The sequence below is a fragment of the Nitrincola salilacus genome, from assembly GCF_046271865.1.
In the GTDB taxonomy this organism is placed as follows: domain Bacteria; phylum Pseudomonadota; class Gammaproteobacteria; order Pseudomonadales; family Balneatricaceae; genus Nitrincola; species Nitrincola salilacus.
Window position 1 is genome coordinate 278,551 of record NZ_CP176580.1, and the last position, 22,754, is coordinate 301,304.

Annotated in this window: 33 protein-coding genes; all 33 read left to right on the forward strand. The window is 51.1% G+C overall.

The features are described from left to right. The first annotated feature begins 23 nt into the window (after positions 1–23). A complete protein-coding gene (gene rpoC / locus ACK3CJ_RS01355; protein WP_409524614.1) occupies positions 24–4,247 on the forward strand; it encodes a DNA-directed RNA polymerase subunit beta' in 4,224 nt (1,407 codons plus the stop codon). A 126-nt stretch (positions 4,248–4,373) separates the two neighbouring features. Then, positions 4,374–4,748: a 30S ribosomal protein S12 gene (gene rpsL, locus ACK3CJ_RS01360; RefSeq protein ID WP_151705031.1), complete on the forward strand. Its 375-nt coding sequence runs from the start codon at positions 4,374–4,376 to the stop codon at positions 4,746–4,748. A gap of 145 nt (positions 4,749–4,893) precedes the next feature. Beyond that, complete coding sequence (gene rpsG, locus ACK3CJ_RS01365; RefSeq protein WP_409524615.1) at positions 4,894–5,364, forward strand: 30S ribosomal protein S7; 471 nt, start codon at positions 4,894–4,896, stop codon at positions 5,362–5,364. Positions 5,365–5,382: 18 nt separating this feature from the next. Continuing rightward, a complete protein-coding gene (gene fusA, locus ACK3CJ_RS01370) occupies positions 5,383–7,476 on the forward strand; it encodes an elongation factor G (RefSeq protein ID WP_409524616.1) in 2,094 nt (697 codons plus the stop codon). Positions 7,477–7,509: 33 nt separating this feature from the next. Continuing rightward, complete coding sequence (gene tuf / locus ACK3CJ_RS01375) at positions 7,510–8,703, forward strand: elongation factor Tu (protein ID WP_409524607.1); 1,194 nt, start codon at positions 7,510–7,512, stop codon at positions 8,701–8,703. 232 nt (positions 8,704–8,935) lie between these two features. Continuing rightward, on the forward strand, positions 8,936–9,247 hold the full coding sequence (rpsJ, locus tag ACK3CJ_RS01380; protein ID WP_036524393.1) for a 30S ribosomal protein S10: 312 nt from the start codon (positions 8,936–8,938) through the stop codon (positions 9,245–9,247). Between the two features lie 112 nt (positions 9,248–9,359). Beyond that, positions 9,360–9,998, forward strand: coding sequence for a 50S ribosomal protein L3 (gene rplC / locus ACK3CJ_RS01385; RefSeq protein WP_409524617.1), 639 nt, complete (start codon positions 9,360–9,362; stop codon positions 9,996–9,998). Between the two features lie 11 nt (positions 9,999–10,009). Then, complete coding sequence (rplD, locus tag ACK3CJ_RS01390; RefSeq protein ID WP_409524618.1) at positions 10,010–10,615, forward strand: 50S ribosomal protein L4; 606 nt, start codon at positions 10,010–10,012, stop codon at positions 10,613–10,615. Further along, complete coding sequence (gene rplW, locus ACK3CJ_RS01395; RefSeq protein ID WP_151705036.1) at positions 10,612–10,908, forward strand: 50S ribosomal protein L23; 297 nt, start codon at positions 10,612–10,614, stop codon at positions 10,906–10,908. The genes rplD and rplW overlap by 4 nt, the downstream gene beginning before the upstream one ends. Positions 10,909–10,919: 11 nt before the next feature. Continuing rightward, a complete protein-coding gene (gene rplB / locus ACK3CJ_RS01400) occupies positions 10,920–11,747 on the forward strand; it encodes a 50S ribosomal protein L2 (protein WP_409524619.1) in 828 nt (275 codons plus the stop codon). 12 nt (positions 11,748–11,759) lie between these two features. Continuing rightward, the gene (gene rpsS / locus ACK3CJ_RS01405) at positions 11,760–12,038 is read left to right on the forward strand and encodes a 30S ribosomal protein S19 (protein ID WP_409524621.1); all 279 of its coding nucleotides are present in this window, start codon (positions 11,760–11,762) and stop codon (positions 12,036–12,038) included. A 12-nt stretch (positions 12,039–12,050) separates the two neighbouring features. Then, a complete protein-coding gene (gene rplV / locus ACK3CJ_RS01410) occupies positions 12,051–12,380 on the forward strand; it encodes a 50S ribosomal protein L22 (RefSeq protein ID WP_151705039.1) in 330 nt (109 codons plus the stop codon). Positions 12,381–12,403: 23 nt separating this feature from the next. Then, the gene (gene rpsC / locus ACK3CJ_RS01415) at positions 12,404–13,087 is read left to right on the forward strand and encodes a 30S ribosomal protein S3 (RefSeq protein ID WP_151705040.1); all 684 of its coding nucleotides are present in this window, start codon (positions 12,404–12,406) and stop codon (positions 13,085–13,087) included. An 11-nt stretch (positions 13,088–13,098) separates the two neighbouring features. After that, on the forward strand, positions 13,099–13,512 hold the full coding sequence (gene rplP / locus ACK3CJ_RS01420) for a 50S ribosomal protein L16 (RefSeq protein WP_151705041.1): 414 nt from the start codon (positions 13,099–13,101) through the stop codon (positions 13,510–13,512). Next, on the forward strand, positions 13,512–13,703 hold the full coding sequence (gene rpmC / locus ACK3CJ_RS01425) for a 50S ribosomal protein L29 (protein ID WP_151705042.1): 192 nt from the start codon (positions 13,512–13,514) through the stop codon (positions 13,701–13,703). Before rplP ends, rpmC begins: the two co-directional genes overlap by 1 nt. Next, on the forward strand, positions 13,704–13,967 hold the full coding sequence (gene rpsQ / locus ACK3CJ_RS01430; protein ID WP_151705043.1) for a 30S ribosomal protein S17: 264 nt from the start codon (positions 13,704–13,706) through the stop codon (positions 13,965–13,967). Positions 13,968–14,046: 79 nt separating this feature from the next. Next, positions 14,047–14,415, forward strand: coding sequence for a 50S ribosomal protein L14 (gene rplN, locus ACK3CJ_RS01435; protein ID WP_151705044.1), 369 nt, complete (start codon positions 14,047–14,049; stop codon positions 14,413–14,415). A 102-nt stretch (positions 14,416–14,517) separates the two neighbouring features. Beyond that, positions 14,518–14,841 (forward strand): 50S ribosomal protein L24, encoded by a 324-nt coding sequence (gene rplX, locus ACK3CJ_RS01440; protein WP_151705045.1) that lies wholly within the window; start codon positions 14,518–14,520, stop codon positions 14,839–14,841. A 14-nt stretch (positions 14,842–14,855) separates the two neighbouring features. Then, on the forward strand, positions 14,856–15,395 hold the full coding sequence (gene rplE / locus ACK3CJ_RS01445) for a 50S ribosomal protein L5 (RefSeq protein ID WP_409524622.1): 540 nt from the start codon (positions 14,856–14,858) through the stop codon (positions 15,393–15,395). A gap of 16 nt (positions 15,396–15,411) precedes the next feature. Beyond that, the gene (gene rpsN / locus ACK3CJ_RS01450; RefSeq protein ID WP_409524623.1) at positions 15,412–15,717 is read left to right on the forward strand and encodes a 30S ribosomal protein S14; all 306 of its coding nucleotides are present in this window, start codon (positions 15,412–15,414) and stop codon (positions 15,715–15,717) included. A 79-nt stretch (positions 15,718–15,796) separates the two neighbouring features. Then, positions 15,797–16,189, forward strand: a complete 393-nt coding sequence (gene rpsH / locus ACK3CJ_RS01455) for a 30S ribosomal protein S8 (protein ID WP_409524624.1) — start codon at positions 15,797–15,799, stop codon at positions 16,187–16,189. Between the two features lie 11 nt (positions 16,190–16,200). Continuing rightward, positions 16,201–16,734 carry a 50S ribosomal protein L6 gene (rplF, locus tag ACK3CJ_RS01460; RefSeq protein ID WP_409524625.1) on the forward strand — a complete coding sequence of 178 codons (534 nt, stop codon included), beginning with the start codon at positions 16,201–16,203 and terminating at the stop codon, positions 16,732–16,734. Positions 16,735–16,743: 9 nt separating this feature from the next. Next, complete coding sequence (gene rplR, locus ACK3CJ_RS01465; protein WP_409524626.1) at positions 16,744–17,094, forward strand: 50S ribosomal protein L18; 351 nt, start codon at positions 16,744–16,746, stop codon at positions 17,092–17,094. Positions 17,095–17,105: 11 nt separating this feature from the next. Beyond that, positions 17,106–17,609 carry a 30S ribosomal protein S5 gene (rpsE, locus tag ACK3CJ_RS01470; RefSeq protein WP_151705051.1) on the forward strand — a complete coding sequence of 168 codons (504 nt, stop codon included), beginning with the start codon at positions 17,106–17,108 and terminating at the stop codon, positions 17,607–17,609. A gap of 3 nt (positions 17,610–17,612) precedes the next feature. Further along, a complete protein-coding gene (gene rpmD / locus ACK3CJ_RS01475) occupies positions 17,613–17,795 on the forward strand; it encodes a 50S ribosomal protein L30 (RefSeq protein ID WP_409524627.1) in 183 nt (60 codons plus the stop codon). Positions 17,796–17,808: 13 nt separating this feature from the next. Next, positions 17,809–18,243, forward strand: coding sequence for a 50S ribosomal protein L15 (gene rplO, locus ACK3CJ_RS01480; protein ID WP_409524628.1), 435 nt, complete (start codon positions 17,809–17,811; stop codon positions 18,241–18,243). Continuing rightward, a complete protein-coding gene (secY, locus tag ACK3CJ_RS01485) occupies positions 18,244–19,569 on the forward strand; it encodes a preprotein translocase subunit SecY (protein WP_409524629.1) in 1,326 nt (441 codons plus the stop codon). Between the two features lie 24 nt (positions 19,570–19,593). After that, positions 19,594–19,710, forward strand: coding sequence for a 50S ribosomal protein L36 (gene rpmJ / locus ACK3CJ_RS01490; protein WP_007021200.1), 117 nt, complete (start codon positions 19,594–19,596; stop codon positions 19,708–19,710). Between the two features lie 130 nt (positions 19,711–19,840). Next, positions 19,841–20,197 carry a 30S ribosomal protein S13 gene (gene rpsM / locus ACK3CJ_RS01495; protein WP_151705055.1) on the forward strand — a complete coding sequence of 119 codons (357 nt, stop codon included), beginning with the start codon at positions 19,841–19,843 and terminating at the stop codon, positions 20,195–20,197. Between the two features lie 19 nt (positions 20,198–20,216). After that, entirely contained in the window at positions 20,217–20,606 is a 390-nt protein-coding gene (gene rpsK / locus ACK3CJ_RS01500; RefSeq protein WP_010324082.1) for a 30S ribosomal protein S11, read from the forward strand. Positions 20,607–20,621: 15 nt separating this feature from the next. After that, a complete protein-coding gene (gene rpsD, locus ACK3CJ_RS01505; protein WP_409524630.1) occupies positions 20,622–21,242 on the forward strand; it encodes a 30S ribosomal protein S4 in 621 nt (206 codons plus the stop codon). Between the two features lie 26 nt (positions 21,243–21,268). Next, positions 21,269–22,273, forward strand: coding sequence for a DNA-directed RNA polymerase subunit alpha (locus ACK3CJ_RS01510; RefSeq protein ID WP_151705057.1), 1,005 nt, complete (start codon positions 21,269–21,271; stop codon positions 22,271–22,273). A 39-nt stretch (positions 22,274–22,312) separates the two neighbouring features. Next, positions 22,313–22,708, forward strand: coding sequence for a 50S ribosomal protein L17 (rplQ, locus tag ACK3CJ_RS01515; RefSeq protein WP_151705058.1), 396 nt, complete (start codon positions 22,313–22,315; stop codon positions 22,706–22,708). Positions 22,709–22,754 lie beyond the last annotated feature (46 nt).

Here is a 22,754-nt window from a genome sequence, read left to right on the forward strand (position 1 = left end):
AACTCTGCGAGGAGCTATATAGAATGAAAGATCTGCTGAATCTGCTGAAGACCCAGGGAAAATCTGAAGAGTTTGACTCGATTCGCATCACTCTGGCATCGCCCGAGATGATCCGTTCCTGGTCTTTTGGCGAAGTTAAAAAGCCTGAAACGATCAACTATCGCACATTCAAGCCAGAGCGTGACGGTTTGTTCTGTGCCAAGATCTTTGGCCCGATCAAAGACTACGAATGTCTGTGCGGCAAGTACAAGCGCATGAAACATCGTGGTGTGATCTGCGAGAAGTGTGGCGTTGAAGTGACCATGACCAAAGTGCGACGTGATCGCATGGGTCATATCGAACTGGCATCACCTGTCGCACACATCTGGTTCCTCAAGTCTCTGCCATCCCGTATCGGACTGATGCTGGATATGACACTGCGTGATATTGAGCGTGTGTTGTATTTCGAGTCATTTGTCGTGATAGATCCTGGCATGACGACACTTGAGCGTGGTCAGTTGCTGAACGATGAACAGTATTTCGATGCACTGGAAGAGTACGGTGACGAGTTCGATGCCCGTATGGGTGCCGAAGCGGTACACGAACTGCTGGGCTCTATTGATCTGGAAACCGAGTGCAAATCTCTGCGCGAAGAGATTCCTCAGACCAACTCCGAGACCAAGCTGAAGAAGCTGTCCAAGCGTCTGAAGCTGATGGAAGCTTTTCTCAAGTCGGGTAACCGCCCTGAGTGGATGATTCTGCGCGTGCTGCCGGTTCTGCCGCCTGATCTGCGTCCTTTGGTGCCGCTCGATGGTGGTCGTTTCGCAACGTCGGATCTGAACGATCTGTATCGCCGTGTGATCAACCGTAACAACCGTCTGAAGCGCCTGCTGGATCTGAACGCACCGGATATTATCGTGCGTAACGAGAAGCGCATGCTGCAGGAATCGGTTGATGCTCTGTTGGATAACGGTCGTCGTGGTCGCGCTATCACTGGCTCCAACAAGCGTCCTCTGAAATCCCTGGCCGATATGATCAAGGGTAAGCAGGGTCGTTTCCGTCAGAACCTTCTGGGTAAGCGTGTCGATTACTCCGGCCGTTCCGTTATCGTGGTGGGTCCTGCGCTGCGTCTGCACCAGTGTGGTCTGCCCAAGAAGATGGCTCTGGAGCTGTTCAAGCCTTTCATTTTCTCCAAGCTGGAACTGCGTGGTCATGCGACCACCATCAAGGCCGCCAAGAAGATGGTGGAGCGCGAAGAGCCGCTGGTATGGGATATCCTGGATGAAGTTATCCGCGAGCATCCGGTACTGCTGAACCGTGCACCGACCCTTCACCGTCTGGGTATCCAGGCGTTTGAGCCGGTTCTGATCGAAGGTAAGGCTATTCAGCTGCACCCGCTGGTTTGTGCGGCGTACAACGCCGACTTCGACGGTGACCAGATGGCTGTTCACGTGCCATTGACGATTGAAGCTCAGCTTGAAGCGCGTGCACTGATGATGTCGACCAACAACATCCTGTCTCCTGCCAACGGCGAGCCGATCATTGTACCTTCTCAGGACGTGGTTCTGGGTCTGTACTACATGACACGTGATCGCATAGCTGCTCAGGGTGAAGGCATGGTATTTGCCAACATCCAGGAAGTGCAGCGTGCTCACGGAGCCGGTCAGTTGCACCTGCATGCCCGCATTAAAGTGCGTATCCGCGAAGTGATTCGCGACATTGAGGGTAATGTCGAAGAGATCACTGCCATTCGTGAGACAACCGCTGGTCGTGCCATGCTGTTTGATATTGTCCCTGATGGCCTGCCGTTTGAGCTGGTTAACCAGGCGATGAAGAAAAAGGCGATCTCACGCCTGCTGAACGAAGCCTACCGCCGCTGTGGTCTTAAAGACACGGTTATCTTTGCCGATCAGTTGATGTACATGGGTTTCCGTCAGGCGACCATGTCAGGTGCTTCAATCGGTGTTAACGACTTCGTTATACCAGACGAAAAAGCCGAGATCATTGCCAAGGCTGATGACGAAGTAAAAGAGATCGAGCGTCAGTTTGCTGATGGTCTGGTGACGCACGGCGAGAAATACAACAAAGTTGTAGATATCTGGTCGCGTGCCAACGAGGTGTTGGCCAAGCGCATGATGGACAACCTGAGAACCGATAAGGTAATCGATGCCGATGGTAATGAAGTAGAACAGGAGTCCTTCAACTCTGTCTATATCATGGCCGACTCAGGTGCTCGAGGCTCAGCTGCTCAGATTCGTCAGTTGGCCGGTATGCGTGGTCTGATGGCGAAGCCGGACGGCTCGATCATCGAAACTCCGATCGTGGCAAATTTCCGTGAAGGTCTGAACGTACTTCAGTACTTCATCTCGACTCACGGTGCGCGTAAGGGTCTTGCGGATACCGCTCTGAAAACAGCTAACTCCGGTTACCTGACGCGTCGTCTGGTTGACGTTGCGCAGGACCTGGTCATCACCGATGACGACTGCGGCACGATGCATGGTGTCATGGTTCAGGCCATGATCGAAGGCGGCGATGTTATTGTCAGTCTGGGTGAGCGTATTCTGGGTCGTGTGGTAGCACGTGATGTCATGGATCCAACCGAATCAGAAGTCCTGATCGAGCGTGGCACCCTGATCGATGAAGCCTGGGTCCATCGTCTTGAAAATGATGAGCGCTACAGTGCGATCGACGAGATGTATGTTCGCTCACCGATCACCTGTGATGCTACCTACGGTATCTGCGCCAGCTGCTACGGTCGTGACCTGGCGCGTGGACATCTGGTTAACCGTGGTGAAGCGATCGGTGTTATCGCTGCCCAGTCTATCGGTGAGCCAGGTACACAGCTGACCATGCGTACCTTCCATATCGGTGGTGCGGCGTCACGGGCAGCGGCAGTCGACAGCATTCAGATCAAATCAGGTGGTGAAATCCGTCTGCATAACCTGAAGTTTGTTGAACGTACGGATGGCAATCTGGTTGCTACATCCCGCTCTGGTGAATTGGGCGTAACTGATGAGCATGGTCGTGAGCGTGAGCGTTATAAGCTTCCTTACGGTGCTATTCTGAAAGTGAAGGAAGGCAGTGTGGTCGAGCCTGGCGCCATTGTGGCCAGCTGGGATCCGCATACCCATCCGATCATCTCTGAAGTGAAAGGTAAAATTGTATTTGTCGGACTGGATGACGGTGTGACCGTCAAACGTCAGACAGATGATCTGACCGGTCTTTCCACTGTTGAGGTCCTTGATGCCAAGGATCGTCCGCAGGCAGGTAAAGATATCCGCCCGATGATCAAGTTGGTCGATCATGCAGGTAAGGACTTGTGCTACCCGGGTACAGAAATGCCAGCACAGTATCTGCTGCCACCGAAGGCGATTGTCAACCTTGGCGATGGCGCGGAAGTTCAGCTGGGTGACGTACTGGCACGTATCCCGCAGGAAGGCACGGTCAACAAGGATATCACGGGTGGTCTGCCACGTGTTGCTGACCTCTTCGAAGCGCGCAAGCCAAAAGAGTATGCGATTCTGGCCGAGATCTCCGGTACCGTTTCCTTCGGTCGTGAAACCAAGGGCAAGCGCCGTGTACTGATAACGCCGCATGATGGAACTGATCCAGTTGAGATCATGATTCAGAAGTGGCGTAACCTGAACGTATTCGAAGGTGAATCGGTCGAGAAGGGTGAGGTTATCTCCGATGGCCCGTCAAACCCGCACGATATTCTGCGGATCCTCGGCGTCAATGCTCTGGCGCGTTATATCGTCAGTGAGATTCAGGACGTTTACCGTCTGCAGGGTGTAACCATCAACGATAAACACATCGAAGTGATTGTGCGTCAGATGGTGCGTAAGGTTGAGATAGCTGAGTCTGGCGATTCCAACTTTATTCAGGGCGATCAAGTTGAATATATCGGTGTTCGCATCGAGAACGAGCGTCTTCTGGCTGATGGCAAGTTCCCTGCCAAATACGAGCGTGTGCTGCTGGGTATCACCAAGGCATCTCTGGCAACAGAGTCCTTCATCTCAGCGGCTTCCTTCCAGGAAACCACGCGCGTATTGACAGAAGGTGCAGTCAATGGCCGCAGTGATGCACTGCGCGGATTGAAAGAGAACGTGGTTGTGGGTCGTCTGATCCCGGCCGGAACAGGTCTGGCTTATCACAGCGAGCGCAAGCGCAAGCGCAAGATGGGCCAGGAAGGCGGCGGTGTTAGTGCTGAAGAGGTCCAGCAGGCGTTGACCGAGGCTTTGAACTCGGCGATGTCCAGCTCTGACTAAAAAACAGACAACATTTGACGTGAGGGGTCGGAATTGTTTAAAATTCCGGCCCTCTTGTAGACTGGGTAGGAAATTATCCAGTTTTTTATTATATGGTGTTTAATAACCAAAGGTGGAGTTTGCTGAATGGCAACAATTAACCAGTTGGTACGCAAGCCGCGCAAGCGCAAAGTACAGCCTAGTGATGTACGCGCTCTGCAGGCATGCCCACAACGTCGTGGCGTGTGTACCCGTGTTTATACAACAACACCGAAGAAGCCGAACTCGGCGCTGCGTAAAGTCTGCCGTGTGCGACTGACAAACGGCTACGAAGTTTCTTCATACATCGGTGGTGAAGGACATAACCTGCAGGAACACTCCGTGGTCCTGATTCGTGGTGGTCGTGTAAAGGATCTGCCAGGTGTGCGTTATCACACCGTTCGTGGCTCCCTGGACTGCTCAGGCGTGAATGACCGTAAACAGGCTCGTTCCAAGTACGGTACTAAGCGTCCTAAGTCCTGATTCGTTGCTCCTGAGGCGAAGTGAACCAGTTTTGCACCTACGGGTCATACTGTCCGCTGGGCCGAAGGACGATAAGAGTAAGGACAGGTGTCGTTGACATCCTGACTAACCTGAAGACCTTTTTAAAATTATTTGAGGGCTTATCATGCCTAGAAGACGCGTTGCTGCAAAGCGTGAAATACTGCCGGATCCCAAGTTCGGAAACGTAACACTGGCTAAATTCATCAACCATTTGATGGTCAGTGGTAAAAAATCTGTTGCAGAACGGATTGTTTATGGCGCTATGGATAAACTCCAGGAGCGTACCAAGCAGGATCCAGTAGATCTGTTTGACAAAGCGCTGGAAACTGTTCAGCCCGTGGTTGAGGTTAAATCTCGCCGTGTGGGTGGTGCCACCTATCAGGTACCTGTAGAAGTACGTCCATCTCGCCGTCTGGCTCTGGCCATGCGTTGGCTTGTAGATGCTGCACGTAAGCGTGGTGAGAAAACTATGGCTCTGCGTCTGGCTGGCGAACTGGCTGATGCTGCTGAAGGTCGCGGCGCTGCCGTCAAGAAACGTGAAGACGTGCACCGTATGGCGGAAGCCAACAAGGCTTTTGCTCACTATCGCTTCTAATCTTCAGAGGGTTTAGTCGTGGCTCGTAAAACGCCGCTTAACAGATACCGCAATATTGGTATCTGCGCACACGTTGATGCTGGTAAGACAACGACTACTGAACGTGTGCTTTTCTACACAGGTCTGTCTCACAAGATCGGTGAAGTGCATGATGGTGCAGCTACTACTGACTGGATGGAGCAGGAGCAGGAGCGTGGTATCACCATCACTTCTGCTGCTATCACCACTTTCTGGAGTGGTATGGCCAAGCAGTTTGAAGAACACCGTATCAATATCATCGATACCCCGGGGCACGTTGACTTCACTATCGAAGTTGAGCGTTCGCTGCGTGTTCTCGATGGTGCAGTTGTTGTGTTGTGTGCGTCATCCGGCGTGCAGCCACAGACTGAAACCGTTTGGCGTCAGGCTAACAAATATGAAGTGCCACGCATGGTATTCGTCAACAAGATGGATCGTGCTGGTGCAGATTTCTTCCGTGTTGAAGATCAACTGAAAAAACGTCTGAATGTGACGACCGTACCAATCAATTTCCCGATTGGTGCTGAGGATAACTTTACAGGCGTTGTTGATCTGCTTGCGATGAAATCTATCATCTGGAATGAAGCCGATCAGGGTATGACGTTCCAGCTGGAAGAGATTCCTGCTGATCTTCAGGCTAAAGCTGAAGAGCTGCGTGAGCATTTGACTGAAGCGGCTGCTGAAGCAACAGAAGAGCTGATGGATAAGTACCTGGAAACAGGTGAGCTGAGCCTTGAAGAGATCAAGTTCGGTCTGCGTAAGCGCACACTGAACAACGAAATCGTTCTGATGCAGTGTGGTTCTGCATTCAAGAATAAAGGTGTTCAGGCTGTTCTGGATGCTGTTATTGAATACCTGCCGTCTCCGACTGAGGTCAAGGCGATTGAAGGTACTCTGGACGACAAGGCTGAAACTCTGGCAACGCGTGAAGCAGACGACTCTGCTCCATTTGCTGCGCTGGCGTTCAAAATCGCTACCGATCCTTTCGTCGGAACTCTGACTTTCATCCGCGTGTACTCCGGCGTGCTCAACTCAGGTGACAGTGTTTATAACTCTGTCAAAGAGAAGAAAGAGCGTGTTGGTCGTATGGTGCAGATGCATGCCAACTCCCGTGAAGAGATCAAAGAGGTTCGTGCCGGCGACATTGCTGCCGTTATCGGTCTGAAGGATGTCTCTACTGGTGATACGCTGTGCGATCTGGACAATAAAATTGTTCTGGAGCGTATGGAGTTTCCTGATCCCGTGATCTCGGTTGCTGTTGAGCCTAAATCAAAGGCAGATCAGGAAAAAATGGGTGTCGCACTGGGCAAGCTGGCCCAGGAAGATCCTTCATTCCGTGTGCATACCGACGAAGAGAGTGGTCAGACCATTATCTCCGGCATGGGTGAGCTGCACCTCGATATCATCGTCGATCGTATGCGTCGTGAGTTCAAGGTTGAAGCCAACATCGGTAAGCCGCAGGTGGCCTATCGTGAAAAGATTCGCAAGCCGGTTGTAGCCAACCACAAGTTTGCGCGTCAGTCTGGTGGTCGTGGTCAGTATGGCCACGTTGTCGTCGAGTTCAGTCCGAGCGATGAGGAAGGTCTTGAATTCCTGAACGAGATTGTTGGTGGTACGATTCCGAAGGAATATATCCCAGCTGTCGAGAAGGGTATCGAGGAGCAGATGAAAAACGGTGTTATCGCCGGATATCCGCTCATCGGCCTGAAGGCGCGTCTATATGATGGCTCCTTCCACGAAGTTGACTCCAGCGAGATGGCGTTTAAGATTGCTGCCTCACAGGCTTTGAAAAAATATGCCATGGAAGCCAGTCCTTGTCTGCTTGAGCCGATGATGAAGGTCGAAGTGGTAACGCCTGAGGAGTACATGGGTGACGTGATGGGCGACCTTAACCGTCGTCGTGGTCTTGTTCAGGGTATGGAAGATACCATTTCCGGCAAGGTCATCACTGCTCAGGTTCCGCTGGGTGAAATGTTTGGTTATGCAACCGATCTGCGATCAGCTTCACAGGGGCGAGCGACTTACTCTATGGAGTTCGAATGCTACGCAGAGGCTCCTAACAACATCGCTGAAGCTGTAATGAAGCAGTACTGATTAACTACTAATTCTGATTAAGAGGATTTAGCCGTGGCTAAGAAAGCATTTGAACGTAACAAGCCGCACGTCAACGTAGGAACCATTGGTCACGTTGACCACGGTAAGACAACTCTGACAGCTGCGCTGACACGCGTGTGTGCAGAGGTTTGGGGTGGCGCTGCCGTAGCATTCGACGGTATCGATAACGCACCTGAAGAGCGTGAACGTGGTATCACCATCTCCACATCACACGTTGAGTATGAATCAGAAGTGCGTCACTACGCGCACGTTGACTGCCCAGGCCACGCTGACTATGTGAAAAACATGATCACTGGTGCTGCACAGATGGACGGTGCGATTCTGGTTTGTTCCGCAGCTGACGGCCCGATGCCACAGACGCGTGAGCACATCCTGCTGTCACGTCAGGTAGGTGTACCTTACATCGTTGTATTCATGAACAAAGCGGACATGGTTGACGACGAAGAGCTGCTGGAGCTGGTTGAGATGGAAGTTCGCGAACTTCTGGATCAGTACGAGTTCCCGGGTGACGACACGCCAATCGTGATCGGTTCTGCGCTGATGGCGTTGAATGGTCAGGACGACAATGGCATGGGTACCACTGCTGTGAAGAAGCTGGTTGAGACTCTGGACCAGTACATTCCTCAGCCAGAGCGTGCGATCGACAAGCCATTCCTGATGCCGATTGAAGACGTGTTCTCCATCTCCGGCCGTGGTACTGTTGTTACCGGTCGTGTTGAGCGTGGTATTGTTAACACAGGTAACGAAGTTGAGATCGTGGGTATCCGCCCAACGACCAAGACCACTGTTACAGGTGTTGAGATGTTCCGTAAGCTGCTGGACGAAGGTCGTGCAGGCGAGAACATCGGTGCGCTGCTGCGTGGTACCAAACGTGATGACGTTGAGCGTGGTCAGGTTCTGTCCAAGCCAGGTTCAATCACTCCGCACACTCAGTTCGAAGGCGAAGTGTACATTCTGAGCAAAGAAGAGGGTGGTCGTCACACGCCATTCTTCAAAGGCTACCGTCCACAGTTCTACTTCCGTACAACTGACGTAACAGGTGCTTGTGAGCTGCCTGAAGGCGTTGAGATGGTCATGCCAGGTGATAACGTACAGATGTCCGTTACCCTGATTGCACCGATCGCGATGGAAGAAGGTCTGCGCTTTGCGATCCGTGAAGGCGGTCGTACAGTGGGTGCTGGTGTTGTAGCGAAAATCCTCGACTGATCATCGGATTAGCCAGAGAAATTCAGAAAACCCTCTCCGGAGGGTTTTTTTATACCTCAATGGCATATCAAATGGCTGAAAGGTCAGTTTATGCTCCTCATAAGGCGATCTGGTTAAAAATAAACCATTTATTCTTGACGCTGGGGCAGGGGCTGAGTAAAATTTGCGTCCCTTCTTGTAAGGGGAGGTCGGCTATTGCCGTTATGAAACTAACTGGAATTGCGTGATCAGAATGCAGAACCAAAAAATCAGAATTCGTCTGAAGGCGTTTGATCATCGCCTGATCGACTCATCCGCGCAGGAGATTGTTGAAACTGCAAAGCGGACGGGTGCGCAGGTGCATGGTCCGATCCCACTTCCTACTCGCAAAGAACGTTTCACCATCCTGGTTTCACCGCATGTCAACAAAGACGCGCGCGATCAGTATGAGATTCGTACTCACAAGCGCGTTCTGGATATCGTCGAGCCAACCGAAAAAACGGTTGACGCTTTGATGAAGCTGGATCTTGCAGCGGGTGTTGAAGTGCAGATTAGCCTGGGCTAATAGAGTACTGCGCAGAATTAATTACTTTAATGAAGCGCTATTTGTGGAATGCTCTGCAAAGGGCAGCCGTAGTGGGTGACAGCCCCGTACACAACTGGCAAGAGGTATAAATATGTCTGTAGGACTTATCGGACGTAAAGCGGGTATGACCCGTGTCTTCACAGAAGATGGCGTGTCCGTGCCAGTCACCGTCATCGAGGTTGATCCGAACCGCGTGACTTGCGTCAAAACTATCGATACTGATGGTTATGCTGCTGTACAGGTTACCACTGGTGCTAAAAAGGCTAACCGCCTTTCCAAAGCGTCAGCAGGTAACTTCGCCAAGGCAGGAGTTGAAGCTGGTCGTGGTTTGTGGGAGTTCCGCCTCACAGGTGATGAAGAAATCAACGTTGGCGATTCGCTGACAGTTGAGCGCTTCGAAGCAGGTCAGAAAATTGATGTTACCGGTCAATCCAAAGGTAAGGGCTTCCAGGGTGGCGTAAAGCGCTGGAACTTCCGTACACAGGACGCGACTCACGGTAACTCACTGTCTCACCGTGCTCCGGGTTCCATTGGTCAGTGTCAGACTCCGGGACGTGTGTTCAAGGGTAAAAAGATGGCCGGTCATATGGGTGCAGAGCGTTGTACTGTGCAGACACTTGAAGTGGTGCGCGTAGACGCTGAACGTAACCTGCTGCTGGTAAAGGGTGCCGTTCCTGGTGCTACCGGTGGTGACGTCATCGTTAAACCTGCTGTTAAAGCACGCGGCTGAAGGGGTTTATCATGAATTTGAATCTGACAGGAGCCAACGGTTCGGTCGAAGTATCCGAGCTGATTTTTGGCAAAGAGTTTAACGAGTCTCTGGTTCACCAGGTCGTCACTGCCTATCTGGCAGGTGGTCGTCAGGGTAGCAAGGCTCAGAAAAATCGTTCTGCTGTATCTGGTGGTGGCGCCAAGCCTTTCCGTCAGAAAGGTACTGGTCGTGCCCGTGCAGGTACTATCCGCTCGCCTCTGTGGCGTTCAGGTGGTGTAACCTTCGCAGCATCGCCACGTGACTATGCGCAGAAAGTGAACAAAAAGATGTACCGTGCTGCAATGCGCTGCATTCTGTCTGAGCTGGTACGTCAGGAGCGTTTGGTTGTTGTTGAGTCTCTCAATATGGCTGAGCCAAAAACCAAACAGTTTGTTGCAAGAATGAAAGAGCTTGAGCTTTCTAATGCACTGCTGATTACAGAAGAAGTGGAAGTGAATCTGTATCTGGCAGCGCGTAACGTCCCACATGTTGATGTGCGTGATGTTGCGGCGATTGACCCAGTCAGTCTGGTTGGCTTTGACAAGGTTGTTGTGACAGCGTCTGCTCTTAAGAAAATTGACGAGGTGTTGGCATGAATCCGGAACGCATTTACAAAGTGTTGTTGGGGCCTCACATCTCTGAGAAAGCGACGATCGTTGCAGACGGCTCACAGCAGGTTGTTTTTCGTGTAGCCAAAGATGCTACCAAGCCTGAAATCAAGAAAGCAGTTGAAGAGCTTTTCAACGTTAAAGTTGATGGCGTGAACGTACTGACCACTAAGGGCAAGACTAAGCGCACCGTGCGCGGTCTGGGTAAACGCTCTGACGTGCGTAAAGCGTATGTTCGCCTCGCTGATGGCTCAGAAATTGATTTCCTGGCTGGCGAATAAGGGGTTGAATCATGGCAATTATTAAAGCAAAGCCTACCTCTGCCGGACGTCGTCACGTCATCAAGGTGGTAGGGGCTGACCTGCATAAGGGCAGACCTTTATCCTCTCTGGTAGAGAAGAAAAGCAAGACGGGTGGACGTAACCATAATGGTCGCATCACTACTCGTCATATCGGTGGTGGTCACAAGCAGCTGTATCGCGTTATTGACTTCCGTCGTAATAAAGATGGTATCCCTGGCATCGTTGAGCGCCTGGAATATGATCCTAACCGTACTGCACATATCGCACTGGTGAAGTATCTCGACGGCGAACGTCGTTACATCATTGCACCGAAAGGTCTGCAGGCTGGCGCACAGGTGATCTCTGGCGAAAATCCAGATATTAAAGTGGGTAACACCATGCCTCTGCGTAATGTCCCGCTGGGTAGTACTATCCACTGTATCGAGCTGAAACCTGGTAAGGGTGCGCAGATGGCGCGTTCTGCTGGTGCATCCGCACAGTTGGTGGCGCGTGATGGCGCGTATGTAACGCTCCGTCTGCGTTCTGGTGAAGTGCGTAAGGTTCTGGCTGAATGCCGTGCTACGCTGGGTGAGGTCAGTAACTCTGAACACTCACTGCGTCAGTTGGGTAAAGCTGGTGCAAAACGTTGGCGTGGTGTGCGCCCGACCGTTCGTGGTGTTGCGATGAACCCGGTCGATCACCCGCATGGTGGTGGTGAAGGACGTACTTCAGGTGGCCGTCATCCGGTTACTCCCTGGGGCGTTCCGACCAAAGGTTATAAAACCCGCAAGAACAAGCGTACCAATAAGCTTATTGTACGCCGTCGAAGCGCTAAGTAAGAGGATACAGCTGTGCCACGTTCACTGAAGAAAGGTCCATTTATCGACCTTCACCTGCTGAAAAAGGTAGAAGCTGCAATCGATGCAAACGATCGTCGTCCAATTAAAACCTGGTCACGTCGTTCCACAGTGTTTCCGCACTTTGTGGGTTTGACGATTGCGGTACATAACGGCCGCCAGCATGTTCCAGTGTTTATCACTGAAGATATGGTTGGTCATAAACTGGGTGAGTTTGCTGCTACACGTACGTTCCGCGGACATGCAGCTGACAAGAAGGCCAAGAAGAAGTAAGGGAGTATGGTGATGGAAGTAGTTGCCAAGCACAAAGGTGCCCGCATCTCCCCTCAGAAGGCCCGTCTGGTTGCTGATCAGATTCGTGGAAAGTCTGTGGGTGAAGCTCTGGATATTCTGGCGTTCAGCAACAAAAAAGCTGCTGTTCTGGTCAAGAAGGTGCTGGATTCCGCTATCGCTAACGCGGAGCATAATGAAGGCGCTGATGTTGATGAGTTGCGTGTTTCTGCAATTTTCGTCGATGAAGGTATGACCATGAAACGCATCCGGCCACGAGCTAAAGGACGCGCTGATCGCATCCTTAAGCGTTCGTCACATATCACCGTCAAGGTGGCCGATTAAGAGCTGACTGCTAGGAGATCGTTATGGGTCAGAAAGTACATCCGACCGGTATACGGCTTGGGATTGTCAAAGAGCACACGTCTGTGTGGTACGCTGACAAGTCCAGCTATGCCAGTAAGCTGCTGAACGATCTTCAGGTGCGTAAGTACCTGGAGCAGCGGCTGAAAAATGCGTCTGTGAGTCGAATTGATATTGAGCGTCCGGCTCAGAACGCAAAAATTACCATCCACACTGCTCGCCCCGGTATTGTTATCGGTAAGAAAGGTGAAGATGTAGAGACACTGCGTAATGCTGTGTCTGAAATGATGGGTGTGCCTGTGCACATCAACATCGAAGAGGTTCGTAAGCCTGATCTCGACGCTAAACTGGTTGCGCAGAGTGTTGCCAATCAGCTGGAGCGCCGTGTCATGTTCCGCCGTGCGATGAAACGTGCTGTGCAGAATGCGATGCGTCTGGGTGCCAAGGGTATCAAGATTCAGGTTGGTGGTCGTCTTGGTGGCGCTGAGATCGCCCGTACGGAATGGTATCGTGAAGGTCGTGTGCCTCTACATACTCTGCGTGCGGATATCGATTACGCTACTTATGAAGCGCACACAACTTACGGTGTGATTGGCGTTAAAGTCTGGGTCTTCAAGGGAGAAGTTCTTGGTGGTATCGAACAGGTACGTGCCGAGAAGAATGCTCCTAAGAAGAAAGGAACTAAGTGAGGTAAACGTCAATGCTGCAACCAAAACGACTGAAATACCGCAAGGTAATGAAAGGCCGTAACCGCGGCCTGGCGCAGCGTGGCAACAAGGTCAGCTTTGGCGAGTATGCGCTGAAAGCGACTGGTCGCGGTCGTATTACAGCGCGTCAGATCGAAGCTGCTCGTCGTACCATGACTCGTCATGTAAAGCGTGGTGGAAAGATCTGGATCCGTGTTTTTCCGGATAAGCCAATTACGACCAAGCCACTTGAAGTCCGTATGGGTAAGGGTAAAGGTAACGTCGAGTACTGGGTAGCGCAGATTCAGCCAGGCAAAGTCCTGTTTGAAATCAGCGGTGTCAATGAAGAGCTCGTTAACGAAGCCTTTGGTCTGGCCGCCGCCAAGCTGCCTGTGACTACAACTATTGTTAAGCGGACGGTGATGTGATGAAAGCAACCGAACTGCGCGATAAGTCCGCAGAAGAGCTTCAGCAGGCGCTGCTGGGTCTTCTGAAAGACCAGTTTAATCTGCGGATGCAAAGAGCGACTGGGCAGCTGGCTCAGAATCACCTGATGAGTCAGGTTCGTCGCGACATTGCACGCGTTAAAACTGTACTCAGACAGAAGGCAGGTGCATAAATGAGCGCTGAAAAACGTACCCGTACTGTGACCGGCAAGGTCATCAGTGACAAGATGGACAAAACCATCACAGTGCTGGTTGAGCGTAAAGTAAAGCATCCTATTTATGGGAAATTTGTTAAGCGTTCAACCAAGCTGCACGCTCATGACGAAAAGAATGAGTGCCATTCTGGTGACCTGGTAACGATCGCAGAAACGCGTCCGTTGTCAAAAACCAAGACTTGGGCACTGATACGCATTGAAGAGCGCGCAGCGAAGGTGTAATATACTGCACCTTCGCTCCATTTGCCCTGTCAGTTCTAAAATGTAGCGCTGGCAGGTAAAACAGTATTTGGAGTAGACCATGATTCAAACTGAATCGATGCTTGATGTCGCTGACAACAGCGGTGCCAAGCGCGTGATGTGTATTAAGGTCCTGGGTGGTTCTCACCGCCGCTACGCACGTGTCGGAGACATTATTAAAGTCACCGTCAAGGAAGCGATTCCTCGTGGCAAGGTAAAGAAAGGCCAGGTTCTTAAAGCAGTCGTAGTACGTACCCGTAAAGGTGTTCGTCGTCCTGATGGTTCACTGATCCGCTTTGATACAAACTCAGCGGTTCTGTTGAACAACAACGATGCTCCTATCGGTACACGTATTTTCGGCCCAGTAACGCGTGAGCTTCGTACTGAGAAGTTCATGAAGATCATTTCCCTGGCGCCTGAAGTGCTGTAAAGACTCTGCTTTTTATTAAGCATGTCTACGTAAAACGCCAAGCTCGTGAGGGTTTGGCGTTTTAAGCATGAGAGGGTAGCAGGAAAGGACATAGGTATAGCAATGCGTAAAATTCGTCGTAACGATGAAATAATCGTTATCGCAGGTAAAGATAAAGGCAAGCGTGGCAAAGTCATGCGCGTGCTGGCGAATGATCGCCTGATCGTATCTGGCATCAACATGATCAAGAAGCACCAGAAACCAAACCCAATGGCGGGACGTCAGGGTGGAATCGTTGAGAAGGAAGCGTCTATCGCAACCTCCAACGTAGCCATCTTCAACCCTGCTACCGGTAAGGGTGATCGTGTTGGCTTCAAACAACTCGAAGACGGCACCAAGGTACGCTTCTACAAGTCCAACGGCGAAACTGTCGTTGGTGATAAGTAAGAGAGGTTGGTGCAATGTCCAGATTGAAAGCCCTGTACGAAACAGAATTGAAACTTCAGCTCAAAGAAGAGTTGAACAGCCCTAATATCATGGCGGTACCTCGTATCACCAAGATCACTCTGAATATGGGTGTGGGCGAAGCTATTGGTGATAAGAAGCAGCTTGATAACGCTGTCGTTGATCTGACTGCGATTGCTGGTCAGAAACCGGTTGTTACCAACGCACGTAAGTCAATTGCTGGCTTTAAAGTGCGTGAAGGCTGGCCGATCGGCTGCAAGGTTACCCTGCGCGGTGAGCGTATGTGGGAATTCCTTGACCGCCTGGTCGACGTTGCTATTCCGCGTGTTCGCGATTTCCGTGGTCTGAACCCGAAGTCTTTTGACGGACGTGGTAACTACAGCATGGGTGTCAAAGAGCAGATCATCTTCCCTGAGATCGAGTACGACAAAGTCGACAAGATGCGTGGTTTGGATATCACTATCACCACCACTGCGAAAAGCAATGATGAGGGTCGCGCTCTGCTGACTGCTCTGCAATTGCCGTTCCGTAAATAAGACTGGGATAGATAATATGGCCAAGACTTCTATGAAGAACCGCGAGCATAAGCGCACTGCACTGGTAGACAAGTTTGCTGCCAAGCGTGCTCAGCTGAAAGCGGTTATTTTGAGCTCTGCCTCTTCTGATGAAGAGCGCTGGGAAGCACAGGTTGCGCTGCAGAAACTGCCGCGTGACTCTAGCCCTGTTCGTCAGGTGCGTCGTTGTCAGATAACTGGACGTCCACATGCGGTTTACCGCAAGTTTGGTCTGTGCCGTAACCAGTTACGCGAAGCAGCGATGCGCGGAGACGTGCCGGGTCTGAAGAAGGCAAGCTGGTAAGCTTGTCAAAAGGTAAGCACGGTGGTCAGGGCAGCTTGCTGCTACCGCACCGCGCTGCACAATTGAGGAAGTATAAAGCATGAGTATGCAAGATACCCTGGCAGATATGTTTACACGTATCCGCAATGGGCATATGGCAGAGAAAAGCGTCGTTGCCATGCCCTCCTCTAAGCAGAAAGTTGCTATTGCAACGCTGCTGCAGAGCGAAGGTTATATCGCTGGATACAGCGTAGAAGAAGGCGCAAAACCTGTTCTGAGTATTGAGTTGAAATACTTTGAAGGTAAGCCTGTTATTGAAGAAATCAAGCGCGTCAGCCGCCCTGGTTTGCGGATCTACAGACACGTTTCCAAGCTGCCGAAAGTCAGCGACGGTCTGGGTATTGCAATTATCTCGACCAGCAAAGGTTTGATGACTGACCGGGCTGCCCGTGAAGCGGGTATCGGTGGCGAAGTTATCTGCACGGTATTCTAAGAGGTATTCCAATGTCACGAGTTGCGAAGAAACCCGTAGTTGTACCGGCAGGCGTAGAAGTAAAGATCAGCGGACAGCAGGTTACAGCTAAAGGTAAAAACGGCCAGTTAAATCTGGATGTTCATCCTTCTGTAGTTGTAGAGCAGGCTGAAGGCCAGATCACATTTGTACCACGTGATGGTGCAAAGCAATCCATAGCGCTGTCCGGTACACTGCGCTCACTGGTTAATAACATGATAGTAGGTGTGAACGAAGGGTTTACCAAAACGCTTCAACTGCAGGGTGTAGGTTACCGTGCGGCTTCCAAGGGTAAGGTTCTGAACCTGACACTTGGTTTTTCACACCCCATCGATTATGAGTTGCCCGAAGGTATTACGGCAGACACTCCCAATAACACCACTATCGTGGTGAGCGGTGCTGATAAGCAGCGCGTTGGACAAGTGGCTGCAGAAATTCGTGCATTCCGTCCGCCTGAGCCATACAAAGGTAAAGGTGTTCGTTACGCTGATGAATATGTACGCCGTAAAGAGGCGAAGAAGAAGTAAGGCAGGGTCATGAACGTTAAAAATCAAGCTCGAATTCGTCGTGCACGTCGTACTCGCCTCAAAATGCGTGAGCTCGGTGCTGTACGTCTGTGTGTTAACCGCACACCGCGTCACATCTATGCGCAGATCATTTCTGCGGATGGTGCAAACGTTCTGGTAGCTGCTTCAACTGTCGAGAAGGATCTGCGCCAGGGTTCTACTGGTAACGTAGAGGCCGCTCGCAAGGTGGGTACGCTGATTGCTGAGCGTGCGAAAGAAGCAGGTGTAACTAAGGTTGCTTTTGACCGCGCCGGTTATAAATACCATGGTCGAGTGCAGGCCCTGGCAGATGCGGCCCGTGAAGGCGGCCTGGAATTCTAAAGGTTTCTATTATGGCAAATCACGAACAGAAAGACGGTGAACTCCAGGAAAAACTGGTTCAGGTAAACCGTGTCGCCAAAGTTGTCAAGGGTGGTCGTATCTTCGGCTTCACTGCGCTGACAGTAGTTGGTGATGGTAATGGTCGGGTTGGCTTTGGTCGTGGTAAAGCACGTGAAGTTCCTGTTGCTATTCAAAAAGCAATGGAACAGGCGCGTCGCAACATGATCAAGGTTCAGCTGAATGGTCACACACTGCAGTACCCGCTGAAAGCCCGTCACGGCTCAGCCAAGGTTTACATGCAGCCAGCTTCGGAAGGTACTGGTGTTATCGCCGGTGGTGCGATGCGTGCAGTATTGGAACTGGCCGGTGTCCAGAACGTACTGGCCAAGTGCTACGGCTCCACCAATCCGGTAAACGTTGTCCGCGCAACAGTCAAAGGCCTGTCCGCCATGAAGTCACCAGACGACATCGCTGCCAAGCGTGGTAAGACTGTTGACGATATCCTGGGGAACTAAGATATGGCTAAAACAATCAAGGTAACCCTGGTACGCAGTACGATTGGCACTTTGCCTAATCATAAGCTCTGTGTCAAAGGGCTTGGTCTGCGTCGTATTGGTCACGTTGTCGAAGTTGAAGACACGCCATCTGTACGCGGAATGATCAACAAAGTTCACTACATGGTTAATGTAGTCAGCGAGTAAAAGGAGTCACCCAATGCGTTTGAATACTTTGCGCCCGGGTGCCGGTTCCAAGCATGCTCCAAAGCGTGTTGGTCGTGGTATCGGCTCCGGTCTGGGTAAAACTTGTGGTCGCGGTCACAAGGGTTTGAAATCCCGCTCCGGCGGTTCGGTAAATCCGGGTTTTGAAGGCGGGCAGATGCCAATTCAGCGTCGTCTTCCGAAGTTCGGTTTTACTTCGCGTATCTCGCGTTATGTAGCAGAAGTTCGTCTTGGCGAGCTGAGCAGCATGGGGATCGATACAATCGATCTGGACGCACTGAAAACAGCTGATGTCATCAAACAGGAAATCAAGGTTGTACGTGTAATCCTGTCTGGTGAAATCAATAAGCCTGTTACCCTTAAAGGTCTTAAAGTGACCAAAGGCGCTCAGGCTGCAATTGAAGCTGCTGGCGGTAAAGTCGAGGCATAAATGGCTAAGCAAGGACAAATACCAGCGGGAAGACAGAACGGACTGAGTGAACTCTGGTCACGCCTTCGTTTCGTGCTTATCGCGATCATTGTTTACCGTATCGGGGCTCATATCCCGGTTCCCGGTATCAACCCTGATCGCCTTGCCGCGCTGTTTGATCAGAATCAGGGAACCATCCTGAGTTTGTTCAACATGTTCTCTGGTGGTGCTCTGGAGCGTATGAGTATTCTCGCTCTGGGTGTCATGCCATATATCTCTGCATCGATTATCATGCAGTTGATGACGGCTGTCAGCCCCCAGCTTGAACAGTTGAAGAAAGAGGGCGAGGCTGGACGTCGTAAGATTAACCAATATACCCGATACGGTACGGTTATTCTTGCTACTATCCAGGCGTTCGGTATGGCCGTAGGTCTGGCGAACCAAGGGGTCGCGTTCGTTGCGAATGCAGGCTTCTACTTCGTTGCAGTAGTTACTCTGGTGTCCGGTGCAGTCTTCCTGATGTGGCTGGGTGAGCAGGTAACTGAGCGTGGTATCGGTAACGGTATTTCGATTCTGATCTTCTCTGGTATTGTGGCCGGTCTGCCCAGTGCGATCGGTCAGTCCTTTGAAGCGGCGCGTCAGGGGGATCTCAATATCCTGGCGTTGCTTCTGATAGCGGTAATGGCAATGGCCACCGTCGCTTTCGTTGTATTCATGGAGCGCGGCCAACGCCGTATCACCATCAATTACGCGAAGAGACAACAGGGTCGTCGTGTGTTCGCTGCTCAATCCAGTCACCTGCCGTTGAAGGTGAACATGGCAGGTGTCATACCTCCCATCTTTGCTTCCAGTATCCTGCTGTTCCCGGCGTCAATGGGTCAGTGGTTCGGTCAGAGTGAAGGCATGGATTGGATGCAGGATGTCGCACTGGCACTTGGCCCAGGTCAGCCACTGCACATACTGCTGTTTGCTATAGCTATTATTTTCTTCTGCTATTTCTACACTGCGATTGTTTTCAATCCAAAAGATGTAGCAGACAACCTGAAAAAATCAGGCGCATTTATCCCGGGAATTCGTCCTGGTGAGCAATCCGCCCGTTACATCGATACTGTGTTAAGTCGCTTGACTCTGTTTGGTGCGCTTTACATAACAGCAGTTTCCCTGATGCCCCAGTTTCTGGTGGTAGCCTGGGATATACCCTTCTACTTCGGTGGAACGTCCCTGCTGATCGTTGTTGTTGTAACGATGGATTTTATGGCGCAGGTTCAATCGCATCTGATGTCTCACCAGTATGAGTCTCTGATGAAAAAATCGAATCTTAAGGGCGGCGCAGGTCTCCTGCGTTAAACGTCCCAATAAGGTAGGTGGATCATGAAAGTACGCGCATCTGTTAAAAAGATATGCCGTAATTGCAAGATCGTACGACGCAACGGTTCCGTGCGCGTGATCTGCAAAGTGGAACCCCGGCACAAACAGCGCCAGGGTTAAACCACACATTATGCCGTGGCAGGCCGCAGACTTGATTTAATTTTGATCAAGGTGTATTATTGCGCGCCTTCCACGAACTATGATTGATAAGTCTTCGCTAATGGGCGGAGCATAATATGGAGTAGATTGAATGGCCCGTATAGCTGGCGTCAATATTCCTGACAATAAGCATGCGGTAATTTCTCTGACTTACATTTACGGGATCGGCCGCACATCTGCAAAGCAAATATGCGATGCGGCTGGTATTGCACCGACTGTCAAAATCGGTGATCTGTCGGAAGAGCAGCTCGATAATGTTCGTGGTGAAATTGCCAAGTTGACTGTTGAAGGCGATCTTCGTCGCGAAGTCAGCATGAACATCAAGCGTCTTATGGACCTGGGCTGTTTCCGTGGTCTGCGTCATCGTCGTAACCTACCGGTTCGCGGCCAGCGCAGTAAAACAAACGCACGTACCCGTAAAGGGCCGCGTAAGCCGATCCGTAAGTAAGCGATAGGAATTTCCGAATATGGCTAAGCCAGGTAATCGCACACGTAAAAAGGTTAAAAAGCAGGTGGCTGATGGGCTCGCTCACATCCATGCTTCATTTAACAACACGATAATCACTATTACCGATCGTCAGGGAAATGCTCTTTCCTGGGCGACCTCCGGTGGCTCTGGATTCCGTGGTTCGCGTAAGAGCACGCCTTTTGCTGCGCAGGTAGCAGCTGAACGTGCTGGACAAGCAGCTCTGGAATACGGACTGAAAAATCTCGACGTGTTTGTAAAGGGCCCAGGTCCTGGTCGTGAGTCTGCTGTTCGTGCTCTGAACGGCTGCGGCTACAAAATTACAAATATTACGGACGTGACACCGATTCCACATAATGGTTGTCGTCCGCCGAAGAAACGTCGAGTTTAATCAGGAGACGGTAAAATGGCTCGTTATCTTGGACCAAAGTGCAAGCTGTCGCGTCGCGAAGGCACTGATCTCTTCCTGAAGAGTGGTGTTCGCGCGCTTGATAGCAAGTGCAAAGCAGAAGTTGCACCCGGTGTGCACGGAGCAAGACGTACACGTCTCTCCGACTACGGTTTGCAGCTTCGTGAAAAACAGAAAGTTCGTCGCATCTATGGTGTGCTCGAGCGTCAGTTCAGAAGTTACTATAAAGAAGCCGCTCGCCGTAAAGGCGCTACAGGTGAGAACCTGCTGCAGCTTCTGGAAGGACGTCTGGACAATGTTGTGTATCGTATGGGTTATGGTTCAACCCGCGCAGAAGCGCGTCAGGTTGTATCTCACCGCCAGATCACAGTAAACGGTCAGGTTGTCAATGTTCCTTCATACCAGGTACAAGCTGGTGATGTGGTAGCAGTACGCGAAAAATCCAGGAATCAACTGCGCATCAAACACGCACTTGGCCTGGCGGCTCAGCGTGCACCTGTCGAGTGGATCGAAGTCGATGCCGCTAAAATGGAAGGTGTCTTCAAAGCCCTGCCTGAGCGTAGCGACTTGTCAGCTGACATCAACGAAAACTTGATTGTCGAGCTTTACTCGAAGTAATTCTTGAACTCTTGACTGGTGGAACTATGCAGCGTTCAGTAAACGAGTTTCTTAGTCCGCGTCATATTGACGTACAGGAGATTAGCAAAACTCGCGCTAAAGTGACTCTTGAGCCGCTTGAGCGTGGATTTGGCCATACTCTGGGCAATGCGCTGCGCCGTATTTTGCTCTCTTCAATGCCTGGTTGTGCAATCACCGAAGTTGAAATCGACGGTGTCCTGCACGAATACAGCAGTATTGAGGGTGTTCAGGAGGATGTCATTGAGATCCTCCTGAATCTGAAAGGCGTAGCGGTCAATCTCTTTCACGGAGATGAAGCTGTCCTGACTCTTTCAAAATCAGAGCAAGGCGTAGTAACAGCTGCTGATATTCAGCTTACACAGGATGTTGAAATTGCCAATCCGGAGCATATCATTGCTCACCTGAATGGCAAAAACAGCCTGAACATGCGGCTTAAGGTCACTCGTGGACGCGGTTACGTACCTGCTGATTCACGTCAAAGTGATGATGACGAAACACGTGCTATCGGCCGTTTGCAGCTGGATGCCAGTTACAGCCCGGTGTTGCGTGTTTCCTATCTGGTTGAAAGTGCGCGTGTTGAACAGCGCACCGACCTGGATAAGCTGATCATTGATATTGAGTCGAATGGTACAATTGATCCTGAAGAGTGTATTCGCCGTGCGGCGACCATTCTCCAGCAGCAGTTGCTGGTCTTCGTTGATCTGGAAGATGCGGGTGAGCAATCACGTGCAGAAAAAGAAGATCCTGAGATCGATCCGGTGCTGTTACGTCCGGTTGACGATCTTGAATTGACAGTTCGCTCGGCTAACTGTCTTAAAGCAGAGCAGATCTATTATATCGGTGACCTGATTCAGCGCACTGAGGTAGAGCTGCTAAAGACTCCTAACTTGGGCAAGAAGTCGCTGACCGAGATTAAGGATGTTTTGGCATCCAAAGGTCTGTCACTGGGTATGCGTCTTGAGAACTGGCCACCCGCCAGCCTCAGAAATGACGATAAAGCAGCTTCCTGAGTTGGCCTTCTTTCGCTAAAGTTGTTAAGGATTTAGAAAATGCGTCATCGTAAATCTGGTCGTCACTTAAATCGTACAAGTGCACACCGCAAGGCGATGTTCAAGAATATGTCAGTGTCTCTGTTCGAACATGAACTGATCAAGACGACTCTGCCAAAAGCTAAAGAACTTCGTCGTGTGGCTGAGCCGCTGATTACATTGGCCAAAAATGACTCGGTTGCTAACCGTCGTCTGGCCTTTGCCCGTACACGCAGCGATGAAGCTGTGGCCAAGCTCTTCAATGAGCTGGGCCCACGCTACGCCAACCGTCCTGGTGGTTATGTCCGCATTCTTAAATGTGGCTTCCGCAAGGGTGATAATGCGCCTATGGCGTATGTTGAGTTGGTAGATCGCCCAGCTAATGCAGAAGCAGTTACTGATACTTCAGAAGATTGATCTGCAGTTACTGATAAAAAACCCCGGTTATCCGGGGTTTTTTTTG